Here is a 16,997-nt window from a genome sequence, read left to right on the forward strand (position 1 = left end):
GGCACTTGCGGAACAACAGCTCTAATTTGGAGATTCGACTGAACATCAAGCGATATAGGAAGATGAGACGAAGAATCTAAAGAGTCAGAAGATGTAGAAGGCTTTGGTTCAACAGGTGCAGAAGGAGTAGGAACAGAATCCGTAGATGAAGGAGATGCCGGAACAGAGGGTTCAGATGGTAAAACCTCATCAGTAGAATCTTCAACTGGAACAACAGGCATAGGTCGCACAGCAGGAGGAGCCTCCGGAACAGTTGGTACAGATGGAACAGGTGCAGAAGGAGTAGGAACAGAATCCGTAGATGAAGGAGATACCGGAACAGAGGGTTCAGATGGTAAAACCTCATCAGTAGAATCTTCAACTGGAACAACAGGCATAGGTCGCACAGTAGAAGGATCCTCCAGAACAGTTGATCCAGAAGGACGTACAGGCGCAGAAGGAGTGAGAGTAGAATCCGTAGGAATAAATGTTTCAGACGGCTCAGATATTTCAGGCAAAGAAGGTGTAGATGGTATAAGTGGAGGCTCAACAGAAGGAGGTTGTTCAGGCGAAATAGTCTCTGATGGTCGTTCAGAAGGTATAGTTTCTGCTTCAGATTTAGGTGGTAAAACTGTGGACGTAGGTTTAATAGACGGAACTGAAATAGATTCAGAATGATCTATTTCAGAACTAATGTAAACACTTTCGAGACGAAAATCCCAAAAATCTTCTTGCCCTTCAACCAATCTATTTTCGGGATTCGCTTTTCCAGAAGAAGAACCTGGACCATAAGCACGAAGTTTATATTGATAAGGAAATCCATTTATCGCAACATAATCATTCAAAAGTTTAAAGGAATCCTCCTTTGCTTTTCCAAAAACCTGAATAATCGAAACACTTTGATGACTTTCGTCAATCACTTTTTTATCTGAAATTTTTTGAAATTTTTCCATCCCAATGAGTGTGGTTCCCAAAACATCACCATAGATCAAAATGCGATCAGTTTTTTGAGAATCAAATGAACCATCATGATTCATAAATGTGCTCATCTTAATCCGAGAATTACCTTCCGCACTGTATACTTTATTGTACACTTCATCTCTGCCCGCTGTTTGATCAACATCATCTAATGCATAAATATCTACTTCATCGTATATTTTGTTTTCAATATACAATGTTTGATAATCTTGAGAGACATATTTCTCAAAAACAAGCGTACTATCCTGAAGACTCAAAGTAGAAAGCGATGAAAACGTAACATCCTCTTCTTCTAAACCTTGATATTTAGGCTTAGTAAGATACCATGTTGAACCATTTTTTAACTGTAAATCAACACGAGAACTATCTTCAATGCGCGCTCCCCCTGTAAGAGTTGAAGAATATGCTTGAACAAGAAGAGAAGAATCTTTTTCAGCTTTTATTAATAAGTCACCAGAGATTTTTGTATCGTTCAATAATTCAAGGGTAGCTTTAGCTCCAAAACCATCATCCCCAGTACTATAAATGGCGATACCTTCTGGAACTGTAAAGTTTGTCTTTGATAATTGAACAAATGCCTTTCCTATAATGATATTTTTGCCTCGTAACAAAATTTCATTAGCTGAATTAGGTATTCTAAACCATTCGTCTAGTTCTAATCCATAAAAATACAGACCATGTGCTCCTTTACCCTGCACAGAAATATTGGAGTTTTGAATCTTAATATTCGTCTTCTTAAATTCATTCGATGAACTAAATGCTTTCCACAACAACTTTCCTTTATTATTCACATCAACCGAAGAATTTTTCACTAAAAAACCATGCATATCACTCAGTTCAATAGAACTATTACTCAATTGAATATTACTCCCTTGAGATACATCAAAAGCTTCTGGTGTTTTATCGACATTTTCCTCATCAACGATAACAGTTTTGTGTTTTCCTTTACCCTTAATGATAGTATTATTGAAAGTATACCCTCCTCCATAAAATGATGAAAATGTACCTTTCCCATTAAACGTAACAGTACTGCCTGACATCCTAATCTTTGCACCAAGTCTACTCACAAACCCGATACCTTGCAGGTTGTCTGGCTCAATATCAATCTTTACACGTACTAAAGCAATATCCGCTTCTTCACCCAAGGCATAAATAGCGTGAGAAGTTTCCGTAATTGCCCCATCTGTCATGCTAATGACCGCATTTTCAGCATGAAGAGCATGTACATTCTTAAAATTTGAATTTTTTAGATTAAGACGCGCACCATATTTTGCATATGCACCATATGTAGATATTTTATTTGAATCATCGCCATAAACAGTTATCTGAGATGCATGAACAACTGTACCTGCCTTTTCTACATATATAGCCTTAATAGGAGCAGAACCATGAGCATGTTCTTGAGAACTTTTTAAATTATAAGTTTTATTTTCAAGTGTATGTTTTTTTCCATCACTGCACGTATAAAAGCTCCCTGTTTCATCACAGGGAGCTGCAAAAGCATAAAAGCCCACATTAATATTTACAACCCCAAAAAAAGAAAAAGCAACAGTTGTAAAAATAAACCTATAATTTTTAAATATATTAACCATAACTCTTTCGCAAATCCTTCTCCCCCGCTTTATTTAAGAGTGAATGAGACCTGAAATAATGTTAAGTTAAACATATGAATAGTAAGAAGTATAAAACCTAAATATTCATTTTATACTTCATAAAACACTCTATAACTTATGTAAAAATTGCTCTATATTTCAAATATATCTAAAAGCGATAACGCAAACCACCTGAAAAAATCATCCCTGAAAAACCAGCTTTGCTCAAACGATGCTGATAGGTTACATCTCCATGCAATGCAAAGTTTGAAGACAATTGAGCATTCAACCCAACTCCAGTTTCTAGAGAAGAACCAAAAGACCCTAATTGAAATTCATCTCCAAACTGTACACGTCGTTTTCCTCCAAAACTATTAGCAAGATGAACCTTTCCATTGAAAGAAACAACAGAACCCTCTTCAGAGGCTGAAAGTGTCTTGCTTAAAGCCCCACCAACACGCATCACCCACTGATCAAGTTTTCCCATTTCGATATCAAAACCATCAATATCAGATGCCTTATCAAACTGCAAACTTTGATAAACAACCTGAATCTGCGGATCAAAAATAACTCCTTTATGTCCTGCCATAAATGACTTCCCCGCAATCAATGAAGCATTCAAAGGTGTTCCCTTCAATGTTGTTGTCTTGCCTCTTGCTTGCGTGAGAACATCCCCTTTAAATAAACCATAGGAAAAAAAGGTATCTATATAAAAGCCTGTATTATGCTGCATGCTGCCATATGCTGCAATAGACCATTTATCAAATGCACTTTTTTTACTTTCTTCAACATCTTGAGGTTGTAGGGAAAATTTTCCATAACTCCCCATTACTCCAAAGCTCAAAATGTGATCTGTATCCTCAATCGCATTAAGCAATACACTTGCCACTATAGCATTATAATTCAAATTTGCGCCATAGCCATATTGAAGCTCAGATAGATCAGAAACATAACGATAACTTCCACCGTAACCTCGCACAAAAAGTGCAGGATTTTTATCATTTTCTCCTAAAGCTCCAACAGCGATACGCAATGTTTCCAGCTGTTTGTTGTGATTACTCATATCCATCAAACCAACCTGAAACAAAGCACTAGGCATCGATAGATACGTTGGAACCTGTGGAACAACTGCTTTAACATCCTCTGCAAGATAATCAGCAGAAACATCATGATCAGCTAAAACATTATTATGATAAGTATGAGATCCGATAGAACGAGGCATGCGAGAACGAAGGACAACTTTTTTCACTTGAAAACGACGCTTTTCAGAAGAACGCTGAACATATTCAGCTTCAAGTCTGTAATCCCAAAACTCTCCGTTATACTCAACATTTTTCTCTTTAACGGATCCATTCCCTCCTTTTACCTGTCCATGAGAAGAATTGGGACCATAAGCACGCAGACTGTATCGATAAGGCGCCCCTCTTAAAGCGACATAACCCGTTGCCAGTTTAAAAGAATCCTCCGCAGCCTTTCCATAAACCTGAATAATTGAAGCATCATGGCGTTCACCTTTCTTAACTTTTAACGTATTTCCTTTCCCTAGAGTTACTGAAGGATTTACAATATACACCTTGGTTTTTCCATAAACATCACCATGGATTAAAAGTTGATCAGCTTTTACCGTTTTACTTTTTCCATTTGTAGCAAGATGTGCATTAACATATAAGCGTGCATCCCCCCCTGCAACGTAAGCATAACCTAAACCATGATCATCATCCAACCTCCCAACGCGAAGTGTCTGATAAAAACCATTTCTTGGTTTACTAAAAAAAATAGAACTATCAATAAGCCTTACAAATGAAACAGATGAATCTATAAAATACGGACCTTTTTTATGATTATTTTTAAGTGTATTTTCATTCGCTCTTACAGTCCATTGTGACTTATTGAACAACTCAACACCACCATAAGAACCTTTCTCAACCTGTGCTCCTCCTACAAGAAAAGACGCATAAGCATCAAGCGCGACAAATGAATTATTTTTGACATCTAATAACTGATCAGCAAAGATATGAGAACCATCTGATGCCGTAATATAAGGATACCTCCTAGCATCGTTACTATAAATAGCCGTACCATTGGGAACATAAAGAGCCGTTTTTTTAAATTGAACCTCACCTAAACTCGTAAGAGCCTCTCCCTCTTGATATTCAGTTTGCGAAGAACTTCCTCTAAAATGCAAACCATGAGCTCCATGTCCCTTAAGAATGATATCTGAGTTTTCAAACGAAACCCAAGACATAGAATTATCCCACACGTTATCTTTTTCATTATAAACCGGTTCTGCACTTTCAATCGCTATACCATGAATATCTGTAACATGAACTTTACCATCATCAACGAAGAGAAAACCACCCTGCTTCACCCCAAATACAGATTGAGATAACAGATTTTGACCACTTTTCTTTTCGCCATCTCCCGTAATAGACATCTTCTTAAAAGAAGCCTTCTCATCTTTGGACACAATCACTGCTGATATAATCTTCTCAGATTTATTAAATTCTAAAGACCCACCAGATCCTAAAACACCTTTTTTCTCTTTACCTTTTTCCAGCTTAATAACTATGTTATTAGATTGAGATATAGAAACAACATTTTTAAAACTTGTATCCAATCCATTCACATATAATTGATCGTTATTTTGAATAATCTTAGCAGCATCAACAGCATTACATGGATAAAATTTAAAAAGAGAACTACACGAGGCTTCCTCTTGTGCATTTACATCTACATTATGCACAAAAAGTAAAACAGAGGTCGTAAAAGCACACAAATATACATGGCGTTTTAATACGTTAATCATAATTTATTCTAAACTTTCTTTATTTCATCTTCATCGAAAACCGAAAAGACGCATCTGATTCATCCAGTGATTGTCCTTTTATGTGTCGTCCACATAATTCGTTTTGTGTTATATGTAAAGTCAAAAATCAGAAAAATAACACAATAAAACCATGCTTTGTGCTCACGATTTTCACAAAGGATGTATTAAAGAAAGATACAATTAAAAGTGATAGCTTAATCCACCAGAAAAATGCGTTCCAGAAAAGCCGGTATTCGTAAATTTATGCTGATAAATCAGATCGCTATGAAAAATAATTTTGGGAGATAATTGCGAGTAAACACCAAATCCAGCTTCTAAAGAAGACCCAAAGGAACCAAGCTGAAAGGCATCTTTAAAATATACAAATTGTTTATCATCAAAACTACGAATGAAATGAAGCTTACCATAGAATGAAAGAACATGTGCATCTTTAGTAAATGTAAGTGTCTTTGTTAAATACCCACCAATACGCATTCCCCAATGATCTGGCCTTCGCATATCAATATTAAAATTATCAATATCACGAGTCTTATGAAACTGGAGATTTTGATAAACAAACTGAACCTGTGGTTCAAAAATAAAATATCGGCTACCTATCATAAATGTTTTACCAGCAGTTAAAGAAACACTTAGGGGCTTACCTTTCAATGCAGCCGTTTTACCTCGCTCAAGTGTGAGAACATTTCCATTAAACAAACCATAAGAAAAGAGACCATCGATATAAAGACCCGTATCATGCTGCATGCTTCCATATGCTGTGATTGTCCATTTATCAAATATACTTTCTTGACTTTGTTTAACCTTTCGAGGCTGCAAAGAAAGCTTGCCATAATTTCCCATAATCCCAAAGGATGTAGCACTGTACGCACTTTCAATTTTCTTGAATAAAATACTTGCCTCTAGTGCATTATAATCAAGCTCACCGCCATAATCACCATATTTAAGTGCAGATAAATTTGAAGTATAATGATGATGTCCACCGTAACCGCGCAAAAACACAGCGGGATTTTCATCATTTTTCAATAACCGACCAGAAACAGTTCGCAGCGCTTGCAACTGCTTGTTTTGATTACTGATATCCATCAATCCAGCATAAAATAAGGTATTTGGCACAAGAATATAAGTCAGAACCTGTGGAACAGCGACTCTCACATTTGGTTCAAAATGAGAAGAAGGCTCAAAAACAGATGGCGGAACAGATGAAACAGATGCAACTGGGGTAATAACAGAAGGAGTGGGTGAAACAGGCGGCGGAACAGGCAAACCAGATGCAACTGGGGTAATAACAGAAGGAGTGGATGAAACAAGCGGCGGAACAGGTGAAACAGATGCAACTGGAGTAATAACAGAAGGAGTGGGTGAAATAGGCGGCGGAACAGGCAAACCAGATGCAACTGGGGTAACAACAGAAGGAGTGGGTGAAACAGGCGGCGGAACAGGCAAACCAGATGCAACTGGGATAATAACAGAAGGAGTGGGTGAAACAGGCGGCGGAACAGGTGAACCAGATGCAGGTGGTACAACTGGATTAGATTCAGAAATAGCAGGAACAACAGGTGCAAGAGAGGAAGGAGGATTGGGGATCTCAAGCACAACAACATCAGGTACATTGGGCGTGGTCGTAAGATGGAAATCCCTATCAGGAAAATCTACAGAAGAAGAAAGACTTGGCTCCTGAGGTTTTTGCTGAGAGTTAGAATCAATAGAACTATCCCCACCTTCAGTAATATTAGGATGAATTTTAGGAAAAGAAGGAATATCGTCAGAAGAAGGAGGGACAACCAAATCAAGAACAGGAAAAACTTTAGTGGAATCAAAAGAAGTAGAATCAACAAATTGACTTTCGAGGCGGAAATCCCAAAATGTTCCAGTATTTTTAAGCACTCTTTGATTGGAATCTACCCTCCCGAAAGAAGAGCTTGGACCATAACTCTTAAGATGATACTGATAGGGAGAAGCTTCAAGTGTGACATACCCCCCATTTAACTGAAAAGAATCTTCAGCGGCTTTTCCATAAACCTGAATAATGGAAATCCCCTGATCGTTACCACCATCTCCCGTCAAAGCCCCTGGGCTTCCAGGAACACTATACACATGGACTGTCGTTTTTCCTTCAAGATCACCATTGATTAAAAGCCTATCCGTTTTTTGCTCTTGCAAAGCTCCTCCTTTATCCAAATATGCATTAAGATAAAGACGCGCATCGCCTTGTGCACGATAGACAGTCCCCGATCCTTTTCCGATAAGAAGTGCCTGATAACCATCTGTCGTTTTGGATTTTAGTTCTTCAAAAATAAGAGAACTACCTATAAGATCAACTGATGAAATAAAGGAATAGTCCCCTAAATTAGAACCAGAAGCATCAGAATTTTGCAATTTGTCATATTTTGGTCGTGATAAAATCCACTTTGAACCATTTTTTAACTCTATCTTAGCTGTAGAACTGTCATCAACATGTGCAACTCCTACAAGGGTGGAGGCATCGGCCTCAATCTTTACATTGGAGTGCTCAACAGCTTTCAGGAGCAAATCCCCAGAAACTTTTGAATTTTGTAAGAGTTTAATAGAACTTTCAAATTGGCGACTATAAATAGCCGTACTTTCTGGAGCCATAAAAGTTGTCTTTGTCAAATGGACAGCCCCTTTTCCAGGTATAATTGTTTTTTTATCATTTAAGACAGCTTCCCAAAAAAAGCGCATGCCATTAAATGCATTCCCTTCCACAAAAATATTGGAATATTTGATATGAGCAGCATTATTATCATTCCCCTGCAATACAATGCCATGAGCATTGTTAACATTAACGTTTCCTTTCTGGAAATTAAGAGAGCCTTTCCCCTGAAGCATACTAAAAGCAGAATCTTCACGATGATGATCTGTATTTTTCCTCTGTTTCCCCCTCCCAGTAATAGAAACACCATCTAAATTAATTTCTCCTTCTCCTCCTGTTTGAACACCAATACCATCAGCAAAGTTAATTTTCCCTCCTTTCATATAAATTTTTGCACCATTATAACTCAAAAGACCTATCGCATCAGAAGATGTCTTAATCTCTGTCTTTGTCAAAGCAACAAATGACCCTTTACCAGCAACACTGATCCCCATTCTGGTTGCTTTAATCACCCCATCCTGCATCTCAAAAGCTCCCTCATCATTAACATCAGCCCCTATCGACACATCATTTAACATGGAATAAAATAGAGCAACCCCTCCACCATTCGAGGACTTTACAGCTGTTGTCCAAGCGTTTGCTCCTGAATGGCCATTTGCATTCGAAACACCGTTAATGATTATAGCCTCTCCCTCAATGACTGTATCTTCCCCTGATGCCTCTATGGCAGCATCAGAACTTTCACCCATAAGTTGATAAGTTTTCTTGGAAATTTCATGCATTTTACCATCATTACAACGATAAAATGAAGCACTTTCGTTACATGAATATGGCTTCTTCTCAGAAGAAATCTCACCTGCATCAGCATTATATACAATGAAAAAAATAACCGTTGTAAAACGACATAAAGAGACATGATTTTTAAGCATAATTTTCTACAAACTTTCTTCCCCTTCTCTAAAACAAAAAAACACGCGTTCTGTTTAATTGCTTTGGTTACGCGTAATAATTTAAAATACGTTTTGTATTTTATATATCCACTAAATGTTTTATGTAAAGTCAGAATCCAAAAATATCACAATTTAAAATTGTATTATTTATAAAAACGCGTAAAAATATAGATAAAAATGAAAATTCCACCCCAAAGCGGTGACTTCAAGAAAATTTAATAAAAATACACTAAAGGAGAAAAACAACATAAGAAGCAAAAACTGCAAACCAGAAATTCTTATCTCATTTCTAAAAAGCAACAAACTTGCTCATGCAAAAAACATTTTTTAAAAAAGCTTATTTAAAGAGCTGCAAAAAAATAATAAAAAACCACAAGCTATGCTTGTGGCTTTTTAAACAACTTACCCCAAGATGATCATTCTAAAAGCGATAGCGCACTCCACCAGAAAAACTGATTCCAGAAAAACCACCTTTGCTCAACTTATGCTGATAAACCAAATCACCATGAAGCGCAAATTTTTGAGACAAGCGAGCATTAAGACCTAATCCAGCCTCTAAAGAAGAACCAAAAGCCCCTAACTGGAAAGAATCTTTAAAGCGCACAGCTCTTTCTTTGCCAAAATCATGGGCAAAATGAATCTTTCCATAGAAAGAAACATCACGATCTTTTTCAGACGCAGTCAGAGTCTTTATCAAACTACCACCCATACGCACCATCAATTGATCAAGTTTATCCATCTCAATATTAAAATTATCAACATCACGAGCCGCATTAAATTGAATATGTTGATAAACAACCTGAACCTGTGGATCAAAAACAACACCTTCATATCCTGTGGCAATTTTCTTACCACCCATCAAGGAAACACTTAAAGGGTTCCCCTTCAATGTTGCAGTCTTACCCCGTGCAGTTGTCAGAACATCTCCCTTAAACAGACCATAGGATAAAAGACCATCAACATAGAATCCTGCATCATGCTGCATACTGCCATACACTGAAGCAGTCCATTTATCAAATGTACTTTTTTGGCTTTGTGCAACATCTCGAGGCTGTAGAGAAAGCTTTCCATAAGACCCCATAACCCCAAAGGATACAGTACTGTCAACATTTTCAACAGTTTGTAGCAAAACACCTGTCTCTAGCGCATAGTACCCTAGATCCCCCCCATAACCATATTCAAGCGCAGATAAATCTGAAACATAACGATAGCTCCCACCATAGCCACGCAAAAATGAAGCAGGATTTTCATGAATTTCCAACATTCCACTAGGATTAGTCCGCACTATCTCCAACTGCTTGTTTTGATTGCTAATATCTATCAAACCTGCATGGAATAAACTATTTGGCAAAAGGAGATAAGTTGGTACCTGAGGAACAACAGATCTTACACCTCGTCGAGACGGAGAAACATTTTCAATTTTAGAAAGACTATCCGCAGAAGGCACTGGAACAACCTCTGCAGAAGATGCTGGAACAACATCCGCAGAAGACGCTGAAACAACATCCGCAGAAGATGCTGGAACAACATCCTCAAAAGAAGCACGTGCAGGAGGTGTACGTTTAGAAACCATAGGAGTTGCTCTATAATCAGCAGATGTTTGAACATATTCATTTTCTAAACGAAAATTCCAAAATGCTCCTCCGTTCAAAGCAAATCTCTGTCTAACATGCTCCTCCCCTCCAGTAGCACTTGGGCCATAAGAACGAAGAACATATTTATAAGGCGCACCATCCAATGCAACATACTGCCCATTCAGTTGAAAAGAGTCAGACGATGCATCTCCATAAACTTGAATAATTGAAACACTATGCGCTTTTTCGTTTTTTTCTTCTAAACCTCCCGCAACCCCTTGTATATGGACTATAGTTTTTCCCCAAACATCACCATGAATGAGAAGCCGATCCGTTACTTGATTACCACTTGTATCACTAGGATTTAAACATGCATTCAAATGAATCCAAGAACCACTAACAGCCTGATAAACATGACCTTTTCCTTTTCCAATATAAAGCGTTTGATATGCATGATCAGTACTGGAATTTGTTTTTTTAAAAATAATGGAACTATTAGAAAGACTTACCGATGAAATAAACGAAACACCTCTATAACTAGGATCTTCTAATTTTTCATGTCTTGGTTGCAATAAAACCCACTGTGAATTATTTTTCAATTCAAGGTTAGCTGTAGAACTATTATCAACCTGAGTTTGACCAACAAGTGCAGAAGCTTCAACAACAACCTTTATAGAAGAGTTACTATCAACCTTCAGCAACAAATCTCCAAAAAGCTTTGTTTCCTTCAAAGATATATAAGACTTTCCAGATTTACTGCTATAAAGAGCTATGCTATCTGGAATAACAAAATGTGTCTTTTTCAAATAAACACGCGATAATTCTTTCTCTAACGAACCATCTGATGCTGCTTTACCTTCAAAATGCATACCATAAAATGCATTACCTTTTACTGTAATATTGGAATCTCCAATATCAATCTGAGGACCTTTATCCCCCTGCAATAAAAGCCCATGAGCATCAGTAACATCAACAGACCCTTTCATAAACTCAACATAACCATTTTCAGATATATGAAAAGCTGCTTGAAGACCTGCATCCTGCCCTCGATCATCCTTGCCAGCACTCCCCTTGCCGGTAATAGAGACACCCTCTAAAATAAGATATCCTTTTTCTTCTGCTTTAACCCCAATACTCCCTAGGCTAATTGGTGTATTCGTTAAATCAACTCTACTTTGAGATTCTCCTCCAGCAAAAGCCCCTACTTTGATTGCATCAATTGATCCGCCAGATATTTTGATGTTGCCACCATGAGCTTCCACCCCCACTAAAATACCACTCAAAGAGAAATCGCTCAGAGAGGCCCCGGCCTTTTCTGATACCTTTAGTCCATATTTCCAAAAGTTCCTTTCCGAATTATTCTTTTCATCCCTAATACTCTTAACAGTTATATTCTTGCCCCTAATAAATGTATCTTTCTTAGAAATCTCCATGGCTCCATAGACACCATTAACATTTTTATCCATTAGCGAATAAACTTTATTATTAATTTCATGCTCTCTACCATCAGAACACTGATAAAATGCTGCACTCTGATCACATGAAGACTGCTTTTTTCCATAGAAAACCTGAGATTCCGCATTGTGTGCAAAAACATCAACACTGTGTGTCAAAAATAGGAATGCCGTTGTAAAAGTACATAAGGAGAAACGTTTTTTAAATAGATTGATCATAATCACACCATAATTCCGCCCCATTATAGAGCAACACATAACGTGTTAAAAAATTTAATACATTTTGATTTAAATACAAGAGGTTTATTAAATATTTTTTGTGTTTTATGTAAATATGAAATTAAAAAACTACTCAAAAATACAATATAAGTTTGTCGCTTTTACAAAGAATTTGCAAAAATATAACTGAAGAACGACAGAAAAATCACCTTTAAAGTTGTTATTCAAAAATATCCTTAATCGGTTGACATGCATTAAAACGCCTACTTTAACAGCTGTTTAATCCCCCAGAGCTGATATAAATCAACATCCTAACGATAGATATTATATTGAAACAATATGTACTTTGTAAGCAGACAAAACCATCTGTCCAAATTGGGAAAACAAGGGGAAAATGCACATCTGTTTTTAGGTAATCTTCGTAGTAAGACAGCCTAATAAAGAGCAGGAACGTATAAAAATCAGTTCCTATTTTTACTATATTATTTTAATTCAATTTGACAATATTCAAAAGCATTCAGAACTGGATATTTAAAAAGTAAAGATTATACATAACCTCATCCTGTTATTTATCGCATTCCTTTTAAGAAAACATATTTTCCAAAAACAATATGTCATTATTGTTTTTTCATTCATCAATTTTTTCAGATATCTCTCATTTTTCTATCCCCATTTCACACCGACAGCGGATATAATATAAAATTCATCGGATATAGCCCTCATTGCACTTGAGTAACATCTTTTTCTTTGCCAATTTCTAATATTTTCAATCCTCTCCTCTTAAGGTAATTCGCAAAATTATATTGCCTCCTTTCTTAAACACTTATCCACTTGCCAATCTGACATATAATATTGCAAAGGAATTTTTTTATGGATTCATCATAAGAGCATTGAAAATATTTCAGCATCCTGAATTAAAAAATATCTTTATCAATCGGCATGTTATAAATAATATAACAATCACTCTAAAATACGCGTTTTGAAACGATAACGTACAAACTTCAGACTTTTCAAAAAATGAAAGAACTCCAACCCAAAAGCATATTAAAGATATGCAAAGTCACACTCTCGTAAAAATTCTATAACACAAAATGAATAGAGAATGAGAAAAAGCCACAAGCACAACTTGTGACTTTTTCAAAGATTAATCAGAAACAGCAACAAAACTAGAAATGATAACGCAAACCACCAGAGAAACTCGTTCCAGAAAAGCCAGCTTTCGTTAGCTTGTGCTGATAAACCAAATCGCCGTAAAGTGCAAAGCTTTGAGACAATTGGGCATTAAAACCTAATCCAGTTTCTAACGAAGAACCAAAAGAGCCTAGCTGAAAAGCATCTTTAAAATGCACAAATTGTTTTCCTTCAAAACCGTGAGCAAGATGAAGCTTGCCATAGAAGGAAACAACTTGAGCCTTATCAGTTGCGACCAGCCTCTTTGTTAAACGCCCTCCAACACGCCCTATCCACTGATGAAGCTTTCCAAGCTCAATATCAAAGCCATCCACATCACGCACTTTATTAAATTGAAGATATTGATAAACAACTTGAACTTGCGGATCAAAAACAAAACCATCCTCCCCCACTATAAACGTTTTACCAGCAGTCAATGAAGCACTTAAAGGATTTCCTTTTAATGTTGCCGTCTTGCCACGTGCAGTTGTTAGAACATCACCTTTAAACAAACCGTAAGACGCAAGACCATCAACGTAAAAACCCGCATCATGCTGCATACCACCGTATGCCGTAACTGACCATTTATCAAACTTACTTTTTTGACTCTGTTCAACATTCAAAGGTTGCAAAGAAAATCTCTCGTAAGCCCCGATAATTCCAAAAGAAGTGGAACCATACATATTTTCGATTGCTTTCAGCACAACACCTGCCTCTATGGCATTATAACCAAGCTCGCCGCCATAACCATATTCAAGCGCGGAAAGATTTGAAGCATAACGATGATTGCCGCCATAACTGCTCACAAAAAAGATAGGGTTTTCACGACTTTCTAATAAATCCCCAGAAGCAATTCGCAAAGCTTCTAATCGCTTATTTTGATTGTTAACATTCATCAAACCAATATGACGTAAGGCATTAGGTAAAAGCAGATAAGTTGGAACCTGCGGAACAACAGCCTTAACACCCGGCTTAGGACGAGGGTGAGGCTCCGGAGCTGGTGCTGGAGAAGGTTCTGGTCCTGGAATTGGATCAGGATCTGGTCTAGGTTTAATATCAGAATCTATAGATCTACTTTCAAGGCGGAAATCCCAAAATTCTCCGTTCCCTTCAACTAATCTTTGATCCATGTTTGCTTTTCCTAAATGAGACCTTGGACCATAACTATAAAGCTTATACTGATAAGGTAATTTATCTAGTGCTACATAACCACCTTCTAACTGAAAAGAATCTTGCTCTGCTTGTCCAGAAACCTGAATGATTGAAATACCTTCATCATTTCCTCCCCTTCCCGTGTATCCTCCTGGACTTCCTGCAACTCCATGCACCTGGAGCTTCGTTTTTCCCGAAACATCACCATGAATTAAAACACGATCAGTCTTTTGATGATTAAGAGCACCACCACTATTCAGATAGCTATTAAGGGAAATAGAGGCACCGTCCCGTGCTCTATAAACTTCACCCTTTCCCTTTCCAATACGAAGAGTTTGATAATCATCAACAGAAGAAGATTCATGTCTTTTAAAATTAATAGAGCTCTCACCCATAAGACTAACGAGTGAAATAGAAGAATCATGTGCAGCCCCATGTTGATCTTTTTGCAACGGTTGTTGTAAAATCCATTTAGAACGACCTCCCAAATAAAGTTCGGCATTAGAATTTTTATCAACGTGTGCGCGACCTTCAAGAGTAGAAGCATCAGCCAAAACTGTTATAGAAGCACCTTCCTCAGCTTTTAATAAAAAATTCCCAGAACGAAGCGTGCTGTGCACCAACCCCACCGCACCAGAAATAATGTTTCTACCATAAAGAGCAGCATCGTCTAAAACAGAAAACTCTGTTTTATCCAAATTAACAACTTCTAATCGTGGTAAAACTTCTTCTTCCTCTGATGAAATTTCTTCTTTTTTATCCCCACCTTCACTCCATGGCTTCTCTCCCCGCAAATAGATACCATAAGATCCCTTACCCTTTACGGTAACAGAAGAGGATTTCATATTAACTTCAGTCACAGGAATCTTTGAATCAGAATCCTCATTTGATAAATCTTTAACTTCCTGCAGAGGAATAGAAGCGACTGTATTTTCTAATAATATGCCATGGACACCCCCACCAGTACTAACAGTAGTCCCCTCTAAATTAACAGCCGCCCCTGAATCCATATGCACAACCGCATGATCCTTGCCGTTGTCCGCCTTCCCAGTAATTTTAACATTCTCGAGATTTACTTTTCCACCTAACGTCGAAGAAACCCCATGGCTGTTCATAAAATCAACTGATCCACCTGACATCCAAATTTCTGAATGATCATAACTTAAAAGACTCGCATTCCCATTAGCGGTCTTAATTTCTGTATCTTCTAAAAGAACAAACGAGTTCTCTGCTGCATCAACACCCTCATGACTTTCCTTAATCTTTCCATTTTTTACCTCAATCACGCCATCGCTCGCACGAAGGGCTATAACTGTATTTTTGATAATCGGATCTTTCAAAACAATCTTACCGTCCTCTAATACGTGCACCCCCATTAGAAAAGTTTTATCAGCAATTTGACTACTAACCGTTACATCCTCCCCACTAACCCTTGTGCCTATTCCTTTTACCGTTATAGCAGTAGGATCATCAGGATAGTTGAAAACGTTCTTATTCATAATTTTATAAGATTTATTATCAATTTTGGATTCCCCGCAATTATCGCATATATAATACAACCCATCATAGTAATAAAACCTAGGATTCACACCTCTTCCATCAGAGTCTGCATCTTTAACAGAGTTATTTACATTACCTGTATACCCATTCTCTCCAATCTTTCCACTCAGCTTACGATAATCGCTACCCCCACGAATCCCCTCATCGTTATTGCCAACATGAATCCTATTATAAGGATAATAATTATCCCCACTCTCTCCACTAAGAGGAGGTTTATGCATATTACTCCCACTAAGATGAGAACCAGAAGTAACACGAATACCGTTAATCGGAGTAACAGTTATAACATAAGGTTTACCAACCTCCTCTGTAGCCGCATAAACTTCTCTTCCATTTTGGAGCAAAGAGAGGATAGCTGTTGTACAAGCACATAAACATACATGATTTCTAAAAACTTTAATCATAGTTCCCTCGAAACTTTTCTTCCCCTCTCATTAAAAATAAAAGCACCTGCAAAACATCCCCTTGCACACCTCAAAATACGAAACGTGTAACAAAAAGAACATGCCTCATGCTCATCTGAACTGTGCAATGAACTACCCCAATAAATTTGGCAAAAACTCTACGCCTAAACCACCTATAAGAGAATAGTTAAAGATCACACTTTATAAGTGTATAATGCATTCTGTATTTCGTGTAAAGAAAAAATAAAACCAGTGCGTGCAATTAATTAAAAACACAATCAAATCTTGTGAACTTTAAAAATTAATCGACAAAGAAATAAATGAAACAATGATTTCAATCAGTGAAAAACAAACTCTCAAAAACGAGCTTTAGAAAACATCAAATATTATATTAGATAATATCAATACAGTACCGAAAAGGATAACGGAACGCATACTGGACTGCTGAACGCTTAAAAACCGATTGAAAGCGAGCCACTCTATCGCACCAAAGCAGCATAAATTTTAAGAAAATTCACTTTAGCGTA

General features: G+C 37.2%; 5 protein-coding genes. All 5 read right to left on the reverse strand.

Annotated elements, in window-relative coordinates; genetic code table 11:
- The coding region (locus PVV60_RS06945; RefSeq protein ID WP_273723973.1) for an autotransporter outer membrane beta-barrel domain-containing protein at positions 1 to 2,549 on the reverse strand (2,549 nt) is incomplete at its 3' end.
- Positions 2,550 to 2,718: 169 nt separating this feature from the next.
- A complete protein-coding gene (locus tag PVV60_RS06950; RefSeq protein ID WP_273723974.1) occupies positions 2,719 to 5,355 on the reverse strand; it encodes an autotransporter outer membrane beta-barrel domain-containing protein in 2,637 nt (878 codons plus the stop codon).
- A gap of 201 nt (positions 5,356 to 5,556) precedes the next feature.
- Positions 5,557 to 8,916: an autotransporter outer membrane beta-barrel domain-containing protein gene (locus PVV60_RS06955; protein ID WP_273723975.1), complete on the reverse strand. Its 3,360-nt coding sequence runs from the start codon at positions 8,914 to 8,916 to the stop codon at positions 5,557 to 5,559.
- A 442-nt stretch (positions 8,917 to 9,358) separates the two neighbouring features.
- Positions 9,359 to 12,184, reverse strand: coding sequence for an autotransporter outer membrane beta-barrel domain-containing protein (locus PVV60_RS06960; RefSeq protein ID WP_273723976.1), 2,826 nt, complete (start codon positions 12,182 to 12,184; stop codon positions 9,359 to 9,361).
- Between the two features lie 1,166 nt (positions 12,185 to 13,350).
- Positions 13,351 to 16,470: an autotransporter outer membrane beta-barrel domain-containing protein gene (locus PVV60_RS06965; RefSeq protein ID WP_273723977.1), complete on the reverse strand. Its 3,120-nt coding sequence runs from the start codon at positions 16,468 to 16,470 to the stop codon at positions 13,351 to 13,353.
- Positions 16,471 to 16,997: the final 527 nt, after the last annotated feature.

The sequence above is a fragment of the Bartonella sp. AU18XJBT genome (assembly GCF_028618595.1).
In the GTDB taxonomy this organism is placed as follows: Bacteria; Pseudomonadota; Alphaproteobacteria; order Rhizobiales; family Rhizobiaceae; genus Bartonella.